The organism is Parachlamydiales bacterium (assembly GCA_041671045.1).
Classification (GTDB): Bacteria; Chlamydiota; Chlamydiia; order Chlamydiales; family JABDDJ01; genus JABDDJ01.
Genome location: JBAZCF010000005.1, coordinates 1 through 18,148, shown reverse-complemented (window position 1 = coordinate 18,148; position 18,148 = coordinate 1). Strand labels below are relative to the sequence as shown.

At 41.2% G+C, this 18,148-nt stretch carries 18 protein-coding genes; 12 read left to right on the top strand and 6 right to left on the bottom strand.

All coding sequences use genetic code 11. The features are described from left to right. Nucleotides 1-87 precede the first annotated feature (87 nt). On the bottom strand, nucleotides 88-1,050 hold the full coding sequence (locus tag WC222_06925) for an amidohydrolase family protein (GenBank protein ID MFA6916112.1): 963 nt from the start codon (nucleotides 1,048-1,050) through the stop codon (nucleotides 88-90). 24 nt (nucleotides 1,051-1,074) lie between these two features. Then, nucleotides 1,075-1,884, bottom strand: coding sequence for a hypothetical protein (locus tag WC222_06920; protein ID MFA6916111.1), 810 nt, complete (start codon nucleotides 1,882-1,884; stop codon nucleotides 1,075-1,077). A gap of 125 nt (nucleotides 1,885-2,009) precedes the next feature. On the opposite strand from WC222_06920, the gene WC222_06915 reads away from it, so the two are divergent. After that, entirely contained in the window at nucleotides 2,010-3,662 is a 1,653-nt protein-coding gene (locus WC222_06915) for a sulfatase-like hydrolase/transferase (GenBank protein ID MFA6916110.1), read from the top strand. A 39-nt stretch (nucleotides 3,663-3,701) separates the two neighbouring features. Here WC222_06915 and WC222_06910 read toward each other — a convergent pair whose 3' ends face one another. Beyond that, a complete protein-coding gene (locus tag WC222_06910; GenBank protein ID MFA6916109.1) occupies nucleotides 3,702-4,163 on the bottom strand; it encodes a nuclear transport factor 2 family protein in 462 nt (153 codons plus the stop codon). Nucleotides 4,164-4,231: 68 nt separating this feature from the next. On the opposite strand from WC222_06910, the gene WC222_06905 reads away from it, so the two are divergent. From WC222_06905 to WC222_06865, 9 genes are all read left to right on the top strand, one after another. Next, nucleotides 4,232-5,143: an alpha/beta hydrolase gene (locus WC222_06905; GenBank protein ID MFA6916108.1), complete on the top strand. Its 912-nt coding sequence runs from the start codon at nucleotides 4,232-4,234 to the stop codon at nucleotides 5,141-5,143. Nucleotides 5,144-5,147: 4 nt separating this feature from the next. Next, nucleotides 5,148-5,636, top strand: coding sequence for an SgcJ/EcaC family oxidoreductase (locus WC222_06900; protein ID MFA6916107.1), 489 nt, complete (start codon nucleotides 5,148-5,150; stop codon nucleotides 5,634-5,636). Between the two features lie 109 nt (nucleotides 5,637-5,745). Beyond that, a complete protein-coding gene (gene cyoA, locus WC222_06895) occupies nucleotides 5,746-6,651 on the top strand; it encodes a ubiquinol oxidase subunit II (GenBank protein MFA6916106.1) in 906 nt (301 codons plus the stop codon). 4 nt (nucleotides 6,652-6,655) lie between these two features. Continuing rightward, nucleotides 6,656-8,626: a cytochrome o ubiquinol oxidase subunit I gene (cyoB, locus tag WC222_06890; GenBank protein ID MFA6916105.1), complete on the top strand. Its 1,971-nt coding sequence runs from the start codon at nucleotides 6,656-6,658 to the stop codon at nucleotides 8,624-8,626. After that, complete coding sequence (cyoC, locus tag WC222_06885) at nucleotides 8,623-9,228, top strand: cytochrome o ubiquinol oxidase subunit III (GenBank protein MFA6916104.1); 606 nt, start codon at nucleotides 8,623-8,625, stop codon at nucleotides 9,226-9,228. Before cyoB ends, cyoC begins: the two co-directional genes overlap by 4 nt. Nucleotides 9,229-9,230: 2 nt before the next feature. Next, nucleotides 9,231-9,599 (top strand): cytochrome o ubiquinol oxidase subunit IV, encoded by a 369-nt coding sequence (cyoD, locus tag WC222_06880; protein ID MFA6916103.1) that lies wholly within the window; start codon nucleotides 9,231-9,233, stop codon nucleotides 9,597-9,599. 1 nt (nucleotide 9,600) lies between these two features. After that, nucleotides 9,601-10,458, top strand: coding sequence for a heme o synthase (cyoE, locus tag WC222_06875; protein MFA6916102.1), 858 nt, complete (start codon nucleotides 9,601-9,603; stop codon nucleotides 10,456-10,458). Nucleotides 10,459-10,527: 69 nt separating this feature from the next. Then, a complete protein-coding gene (locus WC222_06870; GenBank protein ID MFA6916101.1) occupies nucleotides 10,528-11,157 on the top strand; it encodes a hypothetical protein in 630 nt (209 codons plus the stop codon). A 28-nt stretch (nucleotides 11,158-11,185) separates the two neighbouring features. Beyond that, entirely contained in the window at nucleotides 11,186-11,788 is a 603-nt protein-coding gene (locus WC222_06865; GenBank protein MFA6916100.1) for a hypothetical protein, read from the top strand. A gap of 221 nt (nucleotides 11,789-12,009) precedes the next feature. Here the strand turns inward: WC222_06865 and WC222_06860 are convergent, their stop codons facing one another. Both WC222_06860 and WC222_06855 read right to left on the bottom strand, forming a co-directional pair. After that, on the bottom strand, nucleotides 12,010-12,351 hold the full coding sequence (locus tag WC222_06860) for a hypothetical protein (protein MFA6916099.1): 342 nt from the start codon (nucleotides 12,349-12,351) through the stop codon (nucleotides 12,010-12,012). A 5-nt stretch (nucleotides 12,352-12,356) separates the two neighbouring features. Further along, the gene (locus WC222_06855; protein ID MFA6916098.1) at nucleotides 12,357-13,850 is read right to left on the bottom strand and encodes a serine hydrolase; all 1,494 of its coding nucleotides are present in this window, start codon (nucleotides 13,848-13,850) and stop codon (nucleotides 12,357-12,359) included. Nucleotides 13,851-14,034: 184 nt separating this feature from the next. Between WC222_06855 and WC222_06850 the strand changes: the two genes are divergently transcribed. Together WC222_06850 and WC222_06845 are read left to right on the top strand one after the other, a co-directional pair. Beyond that, a complete protein-coding gene (locus tag WC222_06850) occupies nucleotides 14,035-14,973 on the top strand; it encodes a hypothetical protein (protein ID MFA6916097.1) in 939 nt (312 codons plus the stop codon). 109 nt (nucleotides 14,974-15,082) lie between these two features. Beyond that, nucleotides 15,083-17,392 (top strand): hypothetical protein, encoded by a 2,310-nt coding sequence (locus WC222_06845; GenBank protein ID MFA6916096.1) that lies wholly within the window; start codon nucleotides 15,083-15,085, stop codon nucleotides 17,390-17,392. Here the strand turns inward: WC222_06845 and WC222_06840 are convergent. Then, a complete protein-coding gene (locus tag WC222_06840; protein ID MFA6916095.1) occupies nucleotides 17,382-17,720 on the bottom strand; it encodes a hypothetical protein in 339 nt (112 codons plus the stop codon). The two genes, WC222_06845 and WC222_06840, sit on opposite strands and share 11 nt — an antisense overlap. Nucleotides 17,721-18,148: the final 428 nt, after the last annotated feature.

Here is an 18,148-nt window from a genome sequence, read left to right as displayed (position 1 = left end):
ACTTCAAAAGTTGTTTAGCTTTAGCGTTTGCGGCGCCGCGTAGTTGAGTTGCTTCCCATCCCCCTGCAATAAGCATTCTCATTATTACTACTCAGTGATTTTCAGGAGTCGTGCAGCATTTTTATAAGCAACTTTTTCACGTACAGATTCGGAAATAGTAGCTTTTTCAATAAATTGAGCAGCGATTTCAGATGACTCGTATGGATAATCCACAGAGAACATCACGTTATTTTCACCCATTTCATTAATAGAGCAAATCAAGGAGTTATTAGAGCATACTCCGGAGGTGGTAATGTAAATATTTTCTCTGATATACTGAGAAGGGAGTTTTTTTAACGGTTTGTCATGTTTTAGGATTTTCCAACGGCTGTCAAAGCGCCAAATAAGAAAAGGGAGAGTTTCACCCATATGCCCTAAAATAATTTTTGCAGCTGGAAAACGATCAAAAGTTCCACTGACAATCAACCTGAGGGCATGTGTTGCCGTTTCAACCATCCACCCCCAAAAAGCGCCATTAAGTTCAGGACGATCTTTGTAACTATGGGGAGAAATAAGCGGGCTACCTGGGTGAATATACACAGGGACATCCAGCTCTTGAATCTTTTCCCAAAAAGGGTGATAGATTTCTTCGTCCAGATACCTATCCTGTGTCTGGCCATTGACCAGCACTCCCACAAACTTCAGCTCTCTAATACAGCGCTCTAACTCCTTTACAGCTGCTTTGGGGTCTTGCATCGGCAGTTGTGCAAATCCCCTAAAACGTTTGGGATTAGCGGCGATTTTCTCTGCTAAATAATCATTAACTTTTGGAGCTAGTTTGAGGGCGGTCGGAGTGTCAAGTTCACCTTGCAAGCCGGGATCTGTAAGGGATAGAACCGCGATATCGATGCCAGCTTTGTCCATTTCTTGGATACGTATCTCTCCTATATCTAGCAAGCGTGTCTTAAAATCCTCAACGTCTTTTGCATCCATGACTTTGAAATCAGCCTTGCTAGTATAAGGGAGAAAATCATCATTCACGAAATGCTCTTCAAGGGCTATTTTTTTCATATATAACCTTAGTTAAAAATGTAGTTAGCGGCTAAGCCCTTCTTGTTGCTTTAATTGACGTTTCATCAGCTCTTCTTGCTGCTGGATAGCGCGAAATTTGACCTTGTCAGTTTGAGTCATCTGCCCCCGCGGCTGGTAAGAACCTTGATCGCTATTGAGCGTCTTATTTCTTAATTGATCAAAATTACGCAAAATAGCTCCTTGCTGCTGGCTAGGGCCAATACCGTACCCGCCAGGCGGAGGGGCATAGGAAGGACTGTAATAACCGCTTTGATTCGGAGGAACATTAACATTGCTGTTGGGATAAGCATTGTTAGGAGAATTGTAGCTTGGGTATGTCGTGTTTGGATAGGTATTAGGAGGAGGAGGCGTTGTATAGTTAGGGTTCACCTGGTAGGTATTAGGAGGATTGGTGTAATTGGGGTTTGCGGCGGGGTAAGTGTTGGCATTAGGGTAATTGGGATTAACATAGGTGTTGGTTTGGTAGGAATTAGGAGCGTACGTATTGTAAGCCGGTGGAGCTCCCTGCCCAGGAGGAGGTACGCCGTAATTCTGATAATAGTTGTAATTTGAAACAGGGTAATAGTCTGAGTTGACTGAGTTAGGCTGTACGTTATAATTTTGATAGTCTCTCCACTTCTGTTCCATATTATTGGAACTGCTGCTTCGGCGGATAGGAGTTACAACTTGGGATTGTTGTGGATACGTGTTTGCGTTTGGATAATAGACGTTGCTTTGCTGGGGGGCTGCAACAGTCGTATTAGCCGCATATTCTTCTGCATAAAGGTTACTTAGCGCCAAAGATCCGCATAAGAATAATAAAAGATGACGCATTTTTACCTCATTCTATGACTAGGTTTATTCGATTTTGAATATATTACTTTACATTTTTTTTCTAGAATTTGTTAGAAAGAAAGAAGTTTTGAAAAAAATTCCACTTCACAATAAATGGGGTAAAAATGTTTCGCGTCCCTGGAAAAGGCTTAAAATGGCTAAGTTACTGCTGCCTGTTCGCATTGCTAGGCTGCAGCTCAGTCGATGAAAAATCTGAAACAAATGAAAAGAACGAACAAAATGCGACTTTCAAGAATAAGAAACCTAACATTATCGTGATCTTGTCAGATCAGGAACGTTATCCCACACATTGGCCGGCTGATTGGGCCGAGAAAAATCTTAAAGCCAATGCTCGCCTTAGGCAGCATGGACTCTCATTTAAAAGGGCCTATACAGCCGCCTGTGAATGCACCCCTAGCCGTGCAGTCATCTACTCAGGCGAGCATTACCCTATTAACAAAGTCCCCCGTACGCCACCGGAAGGGAAAGGACTGCCTTCAGATAACGAACTTACAGATATCGGTTCCGTGCTGAAAAACCATGCCGGGTATGATGTTGTATGGAAAGGCAAATGGCATCTAAGCTCCCCATTAGAAGGCGGCCATGCATGGACCGAAAAGGACATAGCCAATATCCAAACACGGTACGACCTCTACAAATGGAATCCGCCTGATGCAGGTACTGCTATTACAGAAAACATCAAACAGAGTGATGGAACTACATACAATGGTCTGAAAACGCTTGGCGGCGGATGGGCCAATAATGATGGCCGTTACTTAGAAGGGATGACCCCAGGGGATGACAAGCAAACGCCTGGCTTTGGAGGAAGTATCTTAGAATATATTGATAGTATAGCTAAAACGCCTCCTGAAGAACGTAAACCCTTCTGCATGTTCATTTCTTTTGTTAATCCCCATGACGTCTGGGTCTACCCCAAGCACTGGAAAGATGCAGGCTATGATAAAAGTGAATTTGCAGATTTAGGTATTACGCTACCTCCAAACTACAATGACGACTTAACAACCAAGCCTTCAGTACAGCTTAAGGCACGCAATGCCTTCAACAAAGAATCTCCACTTAAAAATCAGAACGAAGAGAAAGAATATATTAACTTTTATGCTTATCTCACTAAACTGGCGGATAGTAAAGTTAACTCCGTCTTAGATGCGTTAGATGCTGCTGGCCTCCGTGAAGATACAATCATTATTAGGACGGCAGACCACGGAGAATTAGGCCTTTCCCATGGAATGAGGGAAAAAGCCTACACAGTCTATGAGGAAGTGACACATATCCCCTTCATCGTATCTAATCCAAAACTATATCCCTCCGCAAAAACGACGGATGCCTTCTATTGCCATTTAGATCTATTACCCACGATTGCAGAACTAGCCCAGGTTCCAGATTTTAAGAAATTTGGCAAAGGGACAAGCGTCGTTCCCGTATTGGAAAACCCTGCTGCTTCAGTGCAGGATTCTATTCTGTTCACTTACGACGACGTATTCTTCTTACCGGATGATGTTCCGGGAGGACATATCCGTGCTCTGCGCGAAGGTGATTGGACCTATGCTGTCTACTATTCAGAGAATGCTACCAACTTTGAATATGAGATGTACAATATCAAAGATGATCCAGGTCAGTTAAAGAACCTTTTACACGGAACTGTCAAACCGGAAAATGCCGCTGAAGCCCGTAGGCTGCATGTAAAACTAAAAGAAAAAATCGACCACGCAGAAGCACTCCCCAAAGACTTTGCCTGGCCGAAAGCTCCTTTTGGATAGCAGAGATAATGAGGAGGAAGAAAAACCTTCCTCCTCAGCCTATTCTAATGGGTATGCATAGGAGATGGAGATTTTCCAGCTTCCGTCGGGCTGCTTTTTAAAAACATCCAGACCTTTCTCCTTTATCTGAATAGCCCCCACTTTACCCTTCTCAGAAATGTTCAATGTCCATATCAACCTTACGATTGCAACATCCTCACTCAGAATAACTTGTTCAATTTCAGGTTCTTGATACTGAAAATCCTTGCTAGGATCATTTAAAATTTTAGAAAGATGGCTGCACATCTCAGCATAATTGCGGTCAGCGGTACCAGGATATACCGCTACTAGATCTGAAGCAAACAAACCGCATACATCTCGGATGTTCCTCTGATTAAATGCTTTTGGCCACTTGTTTAATCTCTCAACTATCTCTATTTGAGGATCGGCCAAAAGCTGCGACAAGAATGAAATAAAACAAACAGCGAAATAAAAAACTGACTTAGCAGTGGGGTTAGACATTCTTTTCTCTTACTTTGCTAATTTATTTTTTTTGTTTATATATAAGGAAATTATATAAAAAAGGCTCTATGTACTATAAAACTATTTCTCCACTGCTGGCCCTCCTTGCCTGCGTAGTTTTCATTTCAGGATGCGACCGCAAACTGAGTGTGCATAATGCAGATGTGGGTGAAGTTGAACTCGCTTATTACACAAGAGGAAGCGGCGACCCCCTTCTTATGATCATGGGCTTCAGAGGCACCATGTCCTACTGGGATCCAGCTTTGCTTGAACTTCTAGAAAAAAAATATACCTTGATTCTCTTTGACAACAGAGGTGTAGGCCTTTCTTCTGATACAGAACAAGATATGACCACTATCGACCAAATGGCCGACGATACTGCAGGGCTTATCAAAGCACTCGGCTACTCCAAAGTCCACGTACTAGGTTGGTCTATGGGATCCAGAATTGCTATAGACCTAAGCATTCGTTATCCTGAGCTTGTCAATGGGCTCATCCTCTGCTCCCCCAATCCGGGAGGACAGCACCAATCCAAACGTACTGACAACGACTATAAGGTACTAACAGCCGAAACACTTTCACAAGAAGAAGGGTTATCGCTGATCTTCCCCAAAACAATGGAAGGTGAACAGGCATCTAAATCCTTCGTGGAGCGTATCACCAAAGCCGTCATTGACGGAAGGGTACCGGAAGATATCAATGTTAAAGCTGAAACTATCATACGACAGGTACGTGCATTGCAGCTTTGGGATGAGAGCGAAGAATATTATGATAAATTGCCTACCATTAAATCCCCCACTCTTGTCGCAGGCGGACTCATGGACGTCTTGGATAGTCCGGAAAACGTCCAGACAGTAGCTAATAGAATTCCCTTTGCTTGGGCAGCATTTTTTCCCGGTGCAGGACATGATTTCCTTTCACAGGACTACAAACACTTTGCAGAACTAGTCATACTATTTTTAGAAGCCAATAGAATATAAACCAATGAAACAAAACATTCCTATGCGTACTATTTATAAACTTTCCCTACTTCTATTAGTCCTTGTCCAATCCTTAACCGGTTTGGAAGAAACGCAAAGCCATGCCATACACGATGTGATCAACAGTTACGTCGATGCGTGGAATCATCATGAAGGAGTAGGATTCGCCGATAACTATACCGAGGAAGCAGACTTTGTAAACATCTACGGCATGCATTTTATTGGCAAAGCGGAAATTGAGGAAAGACACCAACGTATACTGCAAACATTTTTAAAAGGGTCTGTCTTTGAAGTCCTTTCTACTCAATTGCGTGAAGTCAAACCCGGCTTTGTTATCGCAATCGTTCACTGGAGAGTAGAAGGTTTCCGTAGTCGTAATACCCCTCACGCACCGGGGCAAAAACGGGAAGGAATCTTCTCCCATGTATTTGTCAATAACAACGGTAAATGGGAAATCACTTCCTCCCAAAACACGTTACTCCCCTTTAACTAATCCCCTAAGCAAAGACTATTTAATCCTAATCACTTTAGAGTAGACAGCTAAAATCGAGTGAGGTAAAAACAAGAAAATATTTTAAACTGTAAGCAAAGACTAATTAAAGATGAGCAAAAAATATTTCTTCTTCCTTCTCGCTCTATTTTTGATAGCAATAGCCTTTTGCGTCCTTCCTTTTATCTTTAGCGATTATATAGCGATGTTGAACCCCAAAGGTATCATCGCACTCAAAGAAAAAAAGCTGATGCTTATAGCAACAGCCCTCATGCTTATCGTCGTTATCCCGGTATTCATCTTAACTGTATATGTAGCCTGGAAGTATCGCGCCGGAAATACCAAAGCTGAATATGATCCTAATTGGAATCATAGCATTCTTGCTGAAACAGTTTGGTGGGGCTTTCCCTTTATCATCATTGCCATTCTTTCAGTCTATGCCTATGAAAGCAGCCATGAACTAGATCCCTACCGCCCGCTACAAAGCGAGACAAAACCGCTGCGTATCCAAGTCGTCGCCTTGCAATGGAAATGGCTTTTTATCTATCCCGAACAAAATGTTGCCACTGTAAATTTCATTCAGTTTCCTGAAAAAACCCCTATCAATTTTGAGATTTCCGCTGATGCCCCCATGAACTCTTTTTGGATTCCGCAGCTGGGAGGGCAGGTCTATGCTATGCCTGGGATGACAACCAAGCTACATCTGATTGCAGATGAACAAGGCCTCTTCAGCGGCTATTCAGCAAACATCAGCGGTGTGGGCTTTGCAGGAATGACTTTCAAAGCTCAAGCAAGCTCTGAGGAAGACTTCAACAAATGGGTTGCAGACGTGAAAAAATCTACCGAAAAACTTAATGTCGATTCCTACAAGAATCTTGCAGAACCTTCCAAAAACAATCCGGTCGCTTCTTTTGTGTTAGACAAACCAGACCTCTTTGAATGGATTGTCATGCTTCCCATGCACTCAGGGGATCAACCCCAAACCACAGCGTCTAAACAAGCCAAAGATGCAGAGTAACTAAATGGAACCCTTCGGAAAATTATCTCTTCAAGCATTCCAGCACGATGGAATTGAAGCTAGCGTCAGTGTGGGAATAATTATTGCCGCTATCATCATTACCGCCATGTTGTTTTATTACAACGGATGGCGAGGACTATGGTTTAAATGGCTTACTTCCTTAGATCCCAAAAGAATCGGAAGGATGTATCTTATTGTATCCCTTCTGATGCTATTTAAGGGTGTTGTCGATGCGATAATGATGCGTGCCCAACTCGCACTGTCCGTGGGTGATTCATATGGCTTTTTATCTTCATCGCACTTTCAGCAGATCTTTAGCGCCCACGGCACTACAATGATATTTTTTGTGGGAATGGGTGTAGTCTTTGGGTTGCTCAATATCATAATCCCTCTTCAGATAGGAGCCCGGGACGTTGCTTTTCCCTTTTTGAATGCCCTAAGCTTCTGGCTATTTTGTGTGGGAGCTATCTTAGTGAATGTTTCTTTGATGATAGGAAATTTCACCGGCAGTGGTTGGCTGAGCTATCCCCCTTTGTCAGGCTTGAAGTACAGTCCCGATGTGGGAGTAGATTATTGGATTTGGAGTGTCCAAATTGCAGGCATAGGTAGCTTGATGTCAGGCATCAATTTTATTGTGACCATTCTAAAGATGCGCGCCCCCGGAATGACGTTAATGAAAATGCCTATGTTCACCTGGAGTGCTTTAAACAGCATGGTCCTCGTTATCTTCGCATTTCCTATTCTAACTGTTACCTTAGCTATGTTAGCGTTAGATCGGACTTTTGGCATGCATTTCTTTACTTCAGAGGCAGGCGGCAATCCGATGCTGTACGTCAATTTGATTTGGGCTTGGGGACATCCGGAGGTCTATATCCTTATGCTTCCCGCCTTTGGCATATTTTCAGAAGTAGTCTCCACATTTTCAGAGAAAAGCCTTTTTGGCTATGTCTCTATGGTATGGGCTTTGATAGCCATCACATTCCTTTCCTTTATCGTTTGGCTGCACCACTTTTTTACGATGGGTGCGGGCGCCAATGTCAATGCATTCTTCGGCATCATGACAATGCTGATCGCCATCCCTACAGGTGTTAAAATCTTCAACTGGCTCTTTACCATGTATCGGGGGCGCATACATTTCAGAACACCTATGCTTTGGTTTTTAGCTTTCATCTTTGTTTTCTCTACCGGGGGCATGACCGGCGTCCTGATGTCCATTCCTCCAGCAGATTTCCAAGTTCATAACAGCCTATTTTTGATCGCCCACTTCCATTCTATGGTCATCGGAGGAGTCTTATTCGGCTTTTTTGCAGGCTACTCCTACTGGTTCCCTAAATTACTCGGGTTCAAGCTGAATGAAAGAATAGGTGTTTACGCCTTTTGGTTTTGGTTTATTGGCTTCCTGGTAGCTTTCATGCCTCTATATATCTTGGGGATGATGGGCGCCACCCGCCGTATAGATCACTACGACAATCCGGGATGGCAGCCATTCTACCTTGTCGTTACACTAGGCGTCGTATTGATTATTATCGGTGTCATCTTGCAGAACTTGCAGCTTATTGTAAGTATTGTTCAACGTAAAACGAATAGAGATTTTACGGGTGACCCCTGGAATGGCAGAACATTGGAATGGTCTATACCTTCCCCTCCTGCCTTTTATAACTTCGCTGTGATCCCCGAAGTGCACGAACGTGATGCTTTTTGGCAAATGAAACAGAGCGGCAACTATCCTGCTGAGCATCAGGAAATACATGAAATCCATATGCCTAAAAGCACGGCTATAGGTATGTACATGGGGGTAGGAGCATTATTTTTCGGTTTCGCATTTATTTGGCATATCTGGTGGCTAGTGATTGTAAGCTTCTTAGCCATCCTTATCTGCGCAATAATCCGTCTTACAGACGACCACACCGACACATTCATCCCCGTAGAGAAAATTAAGAAGATCGAATTTTCTAAAAGGAATAGACCCGCATGACCGTCAGAAAAGCAGATGCACATAACACTACTGAACTGCAGCTTGAGACCTACCGTAAAGTCGAATTAGGTTTCTGGCTTTACCTAATGACAGACTGTATTTTATTTTCGATGCTTTTTGCCACTTACGGCGTACTGCATACAGGTGTTGCAGATGGCCCTACAGCAAAAGAGATCTTTAGCCTACCTTATGCCTTAGTAGAAACCTTGATCCTCTTAACGAGCAGCCTTACTTGCGGCTTGGCCATGCTTTCCCTCTATAAGAAAAACGCCAACCATGTTGTCATTTGGCTCGCTGTGACCTTTATCCTTGGGGCTTCCTTCTTAGCGATGGAACTAACGGAATTTACCCATATGATAGAGGAAGGACATAGCTGGCAGCAAAGCGCGTTTCTATCCTCATTCTTTACTCTGGTCAGCACCCACGGACTGCATATTACCTTTGGGTTGCTATGGATCTTGGTCATGATCTATCAAGTCCTGAGAAAAGGGCTAACGTACCCTACCTTTAGACGAATGACTTGCTTAAGCTTGTTTTGGCACTTCTTAGATCTTATTTGGATATTCATCTTTACTTTTGTGTATTTAATGGGAGTAAAATAGCAGTGAGACATCCCCCAGAAACTATTGACCTCAATAAAATTGGACCCCACGGTACATTAAAAGACTATATCTTCGGATTTGTCCTATCCCTACTATTGACATTGACCGCATTTTATCTTGCTTCAGAGCATGTTTTTGAAGGCTGGAACCTTGTCCTTGCGATCATAGGGTTAGCTGTCGTTCAATTCATTGTTCAGATGATCTTTTTCTTCCATATCGGAAAAGAAGCCTCTCCGCAATGGAACCTATATTCTTTCCTCTTCATGCTTCTAATCATGTTCATACTTGTCATCGGCACGTTCTGGATCATGTATCACTTAAACTACAACATGGATGAAAATATGAAAATGCCGACCCAAGAAGGAAAGTAGAATGCTTAAAACTTATTATATGCTGACAAAACCGGGCATCATCCTTGGCAATATTGTGACGACTGCAGGTGGATTTGCTCTAGCCTCCAAAGGTCATTTAGACTATCTATTGTTTATGTATACCCTTATCGGACTGGGCCTGGTCATAGCCTCTGCCGGGGTTTTCAATAACTACATAGACCGGGCCATGGATGCAAAGATGGCCCGCACAAAAAATCGCCCTTTAGCAACAGGAGCCATCCCCAATCTAAATGCCCTTATCTTCGGTGCTATATTAGGGATTATCGGTATCTTTGTATTAGGTTACTATACCAATGTGTTAACTGTTTTAGTCACGCTTACCGGCTTTATAGTGTACTTGGTGTTGTATGCCATTTTGAAATACCGTTCTTTCTACGGAACTATTGTCGGCAGTATTGCCGGTGCAGTCCCCCCTGTCGTTGGCTATGCAGCAGCAAGCAATACACTGGATTTAGGTGCCTTAATTTTGTTTACGATCATGTTGCTATGGCAAATGCCCCACTTTTTTGCGATATCTATTTATCGATTAAAAGATTACTCCGCAGCCCAAATTCCTGTTTTACCCCTAGTGAAAGGAATGTATGCGACCAAAGTGCAGATGCTCATCTATATCATAGCATTTATCGTTTCTGCCGTTTCCCTATCTCTTGCAGGATATACCGGGTATGTTTACGGAATTTTTGCATCGTTGCTAGGATTAAGTTGGATGGGTCTATGTATTACAGGATTTGATAATAAGGATAACCAAAATACCCGCTGGGCATACAATATGTTTGTCTATTCCTTAGTGGTGATTATGGGACTATTTATTACTATGCCTTTTGATACGTATAGTTAAAAACTCCAACGATTAACTTGCCATCATACAAACTAACCATTATATTTATTAAAAAATTAATGGTTAGTTATGTTGAATAAATTACTTTTATTATTGGCTTTTCTTTTTACACTCACAGCAAATATACATGCTGAAAACCGCACAAACATACAATCTGACGGCATCACTATCGATGGAAACCAGTACCGTCGTTATGTAAAGTCTGTGGATTACTCCTATGAAATGAAAGGTATCGTAGTCCATCTCACTTTGAGCGATGATACCCAATGGATAGCTCGCTTTTATTATGAAAGGTCTGATGATTTGGATAAGGTGGAAAAGTTGCTTGCTATAGGAACTGAAATCTTCCTACGCTCCAACTTTGGAAGAAGAATATTAGTAGACTCTCAACTTTGTGACTCACCCTATGATCTATTATCTTTCTATCAGAAGATCTATACATCCCACTCATTTCCGCAAGTGATCAAGATTGAAGAAAGACGGCTTGAAGGATCTTGGTTCTATAAAAAAGAATATTACCTTTTTCTCTCCGATAACTCCATTTGGAAAACAACCAGCAAAATTCCATTTAATATTGGAGACCATATCCTAGTTTCACTTACAAAAAATAATGATGAATGGTGTTTGAGCAGAAAAAGTGTATATGAGGGCCCGTTTTTATTTACCCCTATAAATGTTGTATTAACGCCGAAAGAATAAAAATTCACTTTAAATATAAAGAAGCATCATGTTGAACAAAATAACTTTATTACTTGTGCTACTCATTACTTTCGCTTTGAACCTTTGTGCAGATACCATTTCCGTGGATGGAAACCAGTACCGTCGCTATGTAAAGTCTGTGGATTACTCCTATGAAATGAAAGGTATCGTCGTCCATCTCACTTTGAGCGATGATACGCAGGCAACTGCACGTTTGAATTATCAATGGTGCAATTATGGTGAAATTGAAAAAATGCTTGCTATCGGAAATGAGCTATTCACCTACTTTTCAGGTAGAAAACTCATTTTGTACACACCAGATTTTAAGACAAAATTTGATATGTTAACATTCTATCTGAACATAAATTCTCCGGCAGTATATCCCCAAGTGATCAACATTGAAAAAGTACCTCTAGAAAATTCTTGGTTCTGGGAAAAAGAATACTACGTTTACCTCTCAGATAATTCTATTTGGAAAACAACGAGCAGGATTCCTTTTGTTATAGGGGATCGTATCCTCGTATCACTTACAAAAAGTTCAGATAAATGGTGTTTGAGCAGGCCTAACGATAGAGTATACGAGAATCGGTATCTATTTACCCCTGTAAACGTTTCTCTTATAGCTGAGTAAGAACAACTTTAAAGGCTAGTTGGATTTATTATGCGTAATAGACTTCTTTCGAAACTCCATTTGAATGTTAAAATTGCCATTTTTAGCATCTTTATCGGCAAATTTTTCGACCATATGATTACATATTCTCTCAAAATTTGACGAAAAATCTGCTCAAAAATCGTCAACTTTCTCAATCAAAGCGAATTTCGAAAGAAGTCTAATGTTCATGCCCACTTTCTTTAATCCTTAAGATGTGTTTTATACAAATAAGTTAATGCAATCATAGTACAGGAAGGTAAAACCTGTTTTATCCCCCTTACAATCTTTCTGCCATTGTCGGATATATCTATTTCATTAAATCTAAAATGACGCCTGTAATACATTTCATCGTCAGAACTACTCTTATAGTAATTCCAAAGCAACCCTACCCTTTCTATAGTGGCATCAGTATAGTAAACAACTCCTGTCGAGATATTGTAAACTCCAGCAAGTTCTGTGAGCAAAGGAACATATTCCCCCTCAAGTAACCGGTTGGCTGTATGTTCGCATGAAGCTATAATTCTTTCTGTAATCCTAGACATATACTCTAATCTTTATTACTTTCTACACGTTGAAATGTACCCAAATTCTCAAAATAAATTTGTGTAGCATAACCTTCAGGACCAAATGTAAATGTTAGCTGCTCATGACCTGAATTGATCAAGGGCCAAGTAATTACAAAAGTATCATTGCTCCAGGAAGTCAATTTTCCCTTCCATTTTGCCGGACCGGCATCTATGGAAAGTTTTCCATCCTGATTTACTACGGTGAAATTTCCATATAGTTCATTGGAGTATTGGCCCGTGTACAAATCCAGTGAATGACCGATGGGTAACTGTTTTCCTTTTTTGGCGGGGCCGCTTACTAGCTGCTGGATCATTTCCTCCCTAGCCTTCATCTCCTTTTCAAGGTCTTGACTGCTTTTGCCTAAATAAGTTTCTAAAAACTTACCTCTAATAGCTTCAGGAGCGACAGTAAGGTTTAGATTGGCTAAAACTACAATACCTAACTTCTCCTCCGGAATTAACGTGACGACTGTCCTGACACCATCTAAAGCACCCCCCTTCTCAACAATCATTTTGCCCTTATAGTGATAGTTGTTCCACCCTAAGCCATAGGTCAAACCGGAATCATCATTAATGGGGGGGAGATCGGTAAAAGACACTTCTGTTACCATAGAAGGAGATAAGATCTCTTTTACGGTATCGGCCTTCAAAATCCGACTTTCACCCACTTTACCCCCATTCAAATGCACTGCAATCCATCTTCCCATATCACGCGCAGTAGAAGTTATCCCCCCTGCTGCATCAAATCCTCTAATGTTATCCCAAGGTACAACCTGCACCTTATCATGGATGATTGCATGGGAATAGGCTGTATTGGAATCTTGCAATCGATCTGCAAATCCCGTTCTTTCTAACTTAAGAGGTACCAACAGTGTACTTTTAATCGCTTCTTGATAAGGTTTTTCAGCTAATTTAGCTAATAACTCCCCCGCAATAAAGAAACCCACGTTGGAATAAAAAGATATGTTTCTAAAGCTTGTCGCAGGTTCAATAAATCGTACCCTATACAAGATTTCTTCTGACGAATAACCTAATTTTCCCAATAGGTCCCCTCCAAAAGCAGGCAACCCGGTACGGTGGGATAATAGATCACGCGCATTAGCATACCGAGAGGCATAGGCTTCCTTTAAAGCAAATGGGGAAAGATGCCGTATTACCTCTTCATCCCACGTTAACTTACCCTTATCTACCTGAACTCCAATCCCTGCAGCGGTAAAAGTTTTTGATACAGATGCTAATTGAAAAATCGTGTCCTCATCTACATTACCTTCAAAACCAAGTTTCCTTATTCCGTAACCTTTTGCAAAAATTACTTTATCTCCTTTCACAATAGCTACGGCAATCCCCGGAACTTGTTTCTCCATACGCACTTTTTCTATGTAGTGATCTAAATCGGAGAGTTCATCGCCGTGCAACAAAGTGGCGCCAAAGAGTGAAAGTGAGATAGCTAGTAAACAAAATCTTGTTAGTCCCATTGGAATGATCCCTTATAAATTTAAATATTTCTGTTGTATACACAACAAGTTCACTTTATTAATATATTTAATTTAAATCCTCCGATAGGTTCTCTATAGTGATCTATTTTTCTAGTGAATATTAATTCTTTACTCATACATAGTTTAAATTGCTTTAGAAATGCTTCACAACACAAGAGTACCTATGAACAAAACACTGTATCTCATGACTGTCCTCATTGGATCCTATAGCCTCGTCTCCGCGGCCGGTCCAACTGATGATTCCATCCTCAACGACATCCCTCTAGTACAAGTGATGAAACGATCCATTAAGCGTCCAGGCCCTCCAGGTCCACAAGGACCAAGAGGACCCCGCGGACCTGAAGGCCCTCCGGCACCTGGTTCAAACAGTTCAGAAGATTCTAGCGGCATCTCCAATCAGTTAGGAACCCTAGCTGGACCGCAAGGCCCGCAAGGTAATCCTGGCGAACAAGGTCCTCAAGGTCCACAAGGCGAAGCCGGTCCTCAAGGACCACAGGGTGAAGCTGGCCCACAAGGCGAAGCCGGTCCTCAAGGCCCGCAAGGTGAAGCTGGTCCTCAAGGGCCACAAGGTGAAACCGGCCCACAAGGCGAAGCCGGTCCTCAAGGTTCTCAAGGTGAATCTGGCACGCAAGGTCCTCAAGGCCCACAAGGCGAAGCCGGAAAATCTGTAGAATCTGCTTACGGCTACTACTATAGCACATCCTCTGAAGAGCTATCGTCAAAAGCTACTTTCATTTTTGGCAGCTCGACAGTTGAAGAAAAATTAAGCTACGATGCTTCTAGCGGTGCAATATTCATCGAAGAGGACGGAATTTACGAAATCAGCTATTTCGTAAGCCCACTTGGAGGACAGGAATATAGTTTCGGACTATTATTAAATGGCGAAAAATCACTTCCCGGTAGCATCACAAAAGGTTCTTATCCCCTAGAAGATAATAACCGCGTACAATACAGAGGCAGCATGATTTATGCCTTGAACGCTAATGACAGTATTAAACTGGTCAATCTCTCAGACGTCTCCGTGACCTTTGAAGTGGAAAGCAAAGATGAAGCAATAGACTCATCGCTCCTCATAAAAAAGATTGGTTCGTTAAAAAAATAGTGGCTTAAAAAAGACATAGAATTAAGAATGCCTTTCTAAAGTGAGGGTGACAATTTAAAAATAAATTGTCACCCTTTTTCATATAACATACTCCAATCTAAGGTATACCATGAGTTTGGTCTCAGGAATTCGATGCTCCGCTGAACAATTTGCTTCTTTACTCTCACAAATATCTGAGAAGAAAGGCTATATTTATGTAAATAACAGTACAGGTGAATGTGTTGTATTCCATGAAATAGTGAAATCCCCCCAACTTCATCCGGAGTATTCCCCGCTGATCTTACGTCAAATCACCTATCTCGGAAATCAGTTCAAGATAGACCTCAAGGAATTGAGAAAAAATGACGATACACCTTCGAACACTCTTAAGGTAATGGGAGATAGGAAGGAAGTAAAAAGTGCCCTTAATTGGTTCTTTCTAAAGGCAGTCTGTGCCCTTAATGACCGCCTCCATAATCTCATCCATTTTAACATTTTCAAAACGACCTCAGAAATAATCCATGAAATCTCAAGCCATTTAAAAGCACCTCCTGTAATTCATACACAAGCAGATAGCCCTATTATTTCCAGAAGTCTTACTCCACCTGTTACGAGTGATGCACATTCTAAAGAGGAGCAGTCAAATCTGAGTATAAGTGAAACAGTCAGCTCAACACCTAGCTCCGCTCCTTCATTAGTAAATAGGATTCCTTTTACAATGGAGTTAGAAGAACCTAAAGATAAACTGTTAGCCTTGACTCGCTATAAGAATGGGGAGAAATGTAATCGCATCCAAACCAGACTGATTTTTGCTGAAATCAAATTGGGTTCCTTAAGGGAACCTGAATGTGGTAAAGTCAATACCGTTGTTCGCCTCTTACAGTATACTATTGGCTGGAAAAACATCGATTTAAACAATATCCTCTACGAAAAGGTCATTCTAGATATATTTAACAATGTTAATCATCTTATTCAAAGCGAACTAATTGATTGGTTAGAAAAGGAAGACTCCTTCAATACCCCCTTATATATTTCTATCCTCAATAACTATTTGCGTAAGGAGACGCAGAATGAGCTTGAACAAGCAGATTATGCCAACATACTGAAATTATTAGCCCTCCATGAAAATAAAAGATGGTACGTACCTGAAAGAGACTATCAAAAAGCGCCTCTTCCATATAATTCTCAAACTATCATAGACACCATACTGATCATTCTTAAGATCGACAGAAATGCCACAAAATACCAAGCCATCGCCGGTTTTGTGAAAAAAGTCATTCAAAATGGGCAGCTCATAGAGAACTTTGAACCTGTCCCCTTACATGCAGAAGATAAGTTTAATTATCACACTTTTAAAATGCTGATGCTCCCTTTTATAGCAAGCCCCCTTCCTCCCCACTCTGTAAATAAGATCTATGATGAGCTGACAAATGCCTGCAAAAACAATAAATGGAAAAATAAGCTTAGAGAGGATCAGAGCGAAGATGCGAGAAAAATATTGTACCTATTATCTCCCAAAGATACTCCTAGACAGACTCCTATGCAACAACCCCTTCCCGAACAGGTCACGCAACCTGTAGAGAAACCAAAGCCGGTACCAAAAGTAAATGCCATTTTAGCTAAATTGAGCAGACAAACATCCCTAAAATCTGTAAATGAGTGGGAATCCTATAAGAAAGATCCTGCAAGTATCGGAGAAAATTCAAAGAAAACCCTCTTAAATAAAATAGTCGCAGATTCACCACCTCCTGACTATAATGATCCGGCAATCATTTATCTTTCGCAGATCTTTCCGGAAGGAACAGATTTTTCAAACGAAAATATGGGAATTTTATTAAAAGATGCCTTTAAGTATGTCTTAAATAAAAGCTTAATCAATTTTTGCGATAACCTGACAAAAATTAAACCAAAAAAGTACTTTGAGAACTTTTCGACTATCCTTCTAGCAGAGATCCTTCTCATCCTTTCTGAAAGAAAAGATCCTCATATTGAGGTAGGGGCTGTTATTTTGAAACTCTTAAAATTCTACAAGCAGCAAAAAAAAGATTTGGAAATTCCTATCAATGATCCTAGAGTCTCTAAAGCTATTGAATTTATCATTTCAAGCGACCCTGAAGGCTCTTTACTGAAAACAAAAGATTTCATGGAATGGTCACTACATAAAGTTAAAAACCCCGATGACACGGTAACCAGTACTTTTATTCTAGATTTTGAAGTTTTTACAAGATGGCTGCGAAGATTTGCAAAAGTTCCCGATCCTACTCCTGATAATGCGTATGAATACAACGAAAATGCCTCTCAAAGATCTAATTATACACTGGCCGAACAGGCGCTTATCGTAAACTGCAGAGATTTCAAACCGGAATACATCGAGTTGTTAAAAGGAGAAGGCCTTTACAATTACGTCTCTCCTTTCGTTGATAAGCAAGTTAAACAGTGATAAGTTCCCAGTTTAGTTTAGCAGGGTCTGCAGCATCGTCGGTAGTATACACCGCTTTCCAGTAGCCCCTGCTACGATACTCATCCAGTTCCTTAATTAAGTCATCGTGATCCGGCACATCAATCCAAGCATTCAAAGTATTTTCGTCTTTGAACTTGAGTGTCAGATCCATACAATCCGGGCTTTCAATATTCTCTTCATAAGACAACGAAATGAAGCCGTCCTGATTTTGCACACTTGAAAGGACTTTAGGATACCATACCTGCTTAAAAAAGTCCCTGCCTTGATCCGTTAGATAATGCTTCACGTAAACTGTCACTGTTCTCATAACACATTACCCCTCGGTGATCTTTAGTAATATTCTATTCGATTCTATTTATTGGATAAAGTTTAAAACCAATGATGGGGTGAAGGAAGGATGGGAGTATCTTATGCTTGATTCTTTAAAACCATCAGTACAAATGACTGATTCAGTTTTGAACTAAGAATTTTTTCTTTTTCCACTTTAATGAATTCAGATGAAAATAAGCACTCCATCTCCTCTTCAGACAATTTTGAGAAAAAGCGTCCTTTCCCTTTTTGGGTAGGATCTTCAATCCCTTCTTCTGTCCCTTCCAGCAGACTTACAAAAAATGTAACAGTTCAGATACCCCTCCTTCGTCGGGCATCTGAATGAAGAGACTTACACAGCGATTGTTTGGAAAACGTTTTCTTGATGAATAGCTAATAGTCTTGGGCAACATCTAACTGCCTCAG

Bases quoted from the DNA above. Each gene is read 5' to 3' on its own strand.
- WC222_06925 (MFA6916112.1), bottom strand. From the start codon at position 1,050: ATGAAAAAAATAGCCCTTGAAGAGCATTTCGTGAATGATGATTTTCTC.
- WC222_06920 (MFA6916111.1), bottom strand. From the start codon at position 1,884: ATGCGTCATCTTTTATTATTCTTATGCGGATCTTTGGCGCTAAGTAAC.
- WC222_06915 (MFA6916110.1), top strand. From the start codon at position 2,010: ATGTTTCGCGTCCCTGGAAAAGGCTTAAAATGGCTAAGTTACTGCTGC.
- WC222_06910 (MFA6916109.1), bottom strand. From the start codon at position 4,163: ATGTCTAACCCCACTGCTAAGTCAGTTTTTTATTTCGCTGTTTGTTTT.
- WC222_06905 (MFA6916108.1), top strand. From the start codon at position 4,232: ATGTACTATAAAACTATTTCTCCACTGCTGGCCCTCCTTGCCTGCGTA.
- WC222_06900 (MFA6916107.1), top strand. From the start codon at position 5,148: ATGAAACAAAACATTCCTATGCGTACTATTTATAAACTTTCCCTACTT.
- cyoA (MFA6916106.1), top strand. From the start codon at position 5,746: ATGAGCAAAAAATATTTCTTCTTCCTTCTCGCTCTATTTTTGATAGCA.
- cyoB (MFA6916105.1), top strand. From the start codon at position 6,656: ATGGAACCCTTCGGAAAATTATCTCTTCAAGCATTCCAGCACGATGGA.
- cyoC (MFA6916104.1), top strand. From the start codon at position 8,623: ATGACCGTCAGAAAAGCAGATGCACATAACACTACTGAACTGCAGCTT.
- cyoE (MFA6916102.1), top strand. From the start codon at position 9,601: ATGCTTAAAACTTATTATATGCTGACAAAACCGGGCATCATCCTTGGC.
- WC222_06870 (MFA6916101.1), top strand. From the start codon at position 10,528: ATGTTGAATAAATTACTTTTATTATTGGCTTTTCTTTTTACACTCACA.
- WC222_06865 (MFA6916100.1), top strand. From the start codon at position 11,186: ATGTTGAACAAAATAACTTTATTACTTGTGCTACTCATTACTTTCGCT.
- WC222_06860 (MFA6916099.1), bottom strand. From the start codon at position 12,351: ATGTCTAGGATTACAGAAAGAATTATAGCTTCATGCGAACATACAGCC.
- WC222_06855 (MFA6916098.1), bottom strand. From the start codon at position 13,850: ATGGGACTAACAAGATTTTGTTTACTAGCTATCTCACTTTCACTCTTT.
- WC222_06850 (MFA6916097.1), top strand. From the start codon at position 14,035: ATGAACAAAACACTGTATCTCATGACTGTCCTCATTGGATCCTATAGC.
- WC222_06845 (MFA6916096.1), top strand. From the start codon at position 15,083: ATGAGTTTGGTCTCAGGAATTCGATGCTCCGCTGAACAATTTGCTTCT.
- WC222_06840 (MFA6916095.1), bottom strand. From the start codon at position 17,720: ATGAGAACAGTGACAGTTTACGTGAAGCATTATCTAACGGATCAAGGC.